The organism is Cupriavidus sp. 01T418 (assembly GCF_056398885.1).
In genome coordinates, this window is sequence record NZ_JBFTQG010000114.1 from 1 (window position 1) to 1,319 (window position 1,319).

Annotated in this window: 1 protein-coding gene; it reads right to left on the minus strand. The window is 58.8% G+C overall.

What is annotated here, in order from left to right; all coding sequences use genetic code 11:
• Positions 1-42: 42 nt before the first annotated feature.
• Positions 43-1,257, minus strand: a complete 1,215-nt coding sequence (locus AC1DQ3_RS36435; RefSeq protein ID WP_477124939.1) for an IS701 family transposase — start codon at positions 1,255-1,257, stop codon at positions 43-45.
• Positions 1,258-1,319: the final 62 nt, after the last annotated feature.

Sequence of the window (1,319 nt, forward strand, 5' to 3'; positions counted from 1 at the left end):
TCCAATCGCAGCGTGGCGATAGAATCTGCCACATGACGCTGCTTACGCAGGGGTGCCCCGGGGCCGGAAGCCTTCGGGTAAGGTAGATCCCTCGCCGAGTAATCGATGGGCTGGAGTTTTTTTTTGCGCCGCCAGGCGTTCGGTGACAAGAAAGCCATAAGCCGCTATGCAMAGCGTCGCATGGTGATGAAAGCCGCGCCAACTGCGTCCCTCGAAATGCCCCAAGCCGAGTTCCTGCTTGAGCTCCTGATAATCGCGCTCGATGCGCCAGCGCAGTTTTGCCAGTCGCACGAGTTCCYTGATTGGCGTGTCAGCCGGCAACGTACTCAGGAAGTACTTGGTGGGTTCGACTTCTCCCTTGGGCCACTCGATGAGCAACCATTGCTCCTCGGAGGGCCCGCCTGGCCCGGCTGCGCGCGAGGCGCAATGCACTCGTGTTGCCGCAAAACGCGATGACAACGCGCGGTTGGTTCCTTCGCGCCATGTGAGAGTGCGAAAGCGCCGAGACGGCAATYGCATGGCCAACTCTTTYGCCTGCTGAGGCGCCTGAGCTTGGTTCTGCARGCTGACCGTGCCGGTAACCCCGACCACATAAGTGAAGCCCATCGCCGTGAGTTGCTCGCGGAACTCAGTGCTCGCCCCATAACCTGCGTCGGCCAGGACCAATTCCGGCAGCGATCGCCTCTCGCCAAGATTCTCAAGCAGTTGCAAGGCGAGCATCGGCTTGGYGACAAACTCAATCGCCTCGGGCACTTTGGCATGGCTACGCCGTTCCGGGTCATCGGCCCAGCTTTGCGGCAAATACAGTTGGTAGCGCACTGGCAGACTGAAGTGTTCATTGGCGATCGAGACGCTGACCGCCACTTGGCAGTTGTCTTGCTTGCCCAATTGGCCGCAGTACTGCCGCGCTACCCCGACCGAGTGCTTACCCTTTTTCGGAAAGCCGGTATCGTCAATAATCAGCGCCTCAGGCGAACCCGCGCGCCGGCTGATTCGTTCAAGCGTGTGACTGCACACCGCATCAAGCACCGCTTCGTCCGACCACGGCGCATCGGCTACGAAGTGATGCAGGCGTTGATGTTCCGAGCGTACCCGGCTTGGTGACAAATGCGCCGCCATGGGCTCAACGCTCTTACGCTTGACYGGCAGCATCAACCCGGTGCAGTAGCCACGAAACGGCTCCACGCGATCAGCATGCCCAAGCGACTGGGCCATTAGAGACACGTACTCCTCGAACCGTTTCGTAGAGGCTTCCATCGCTTTCCTCGTAACTCACTTGAAGATAAGCAAATAATGCCTTATTTTTTAACACAGTAGTA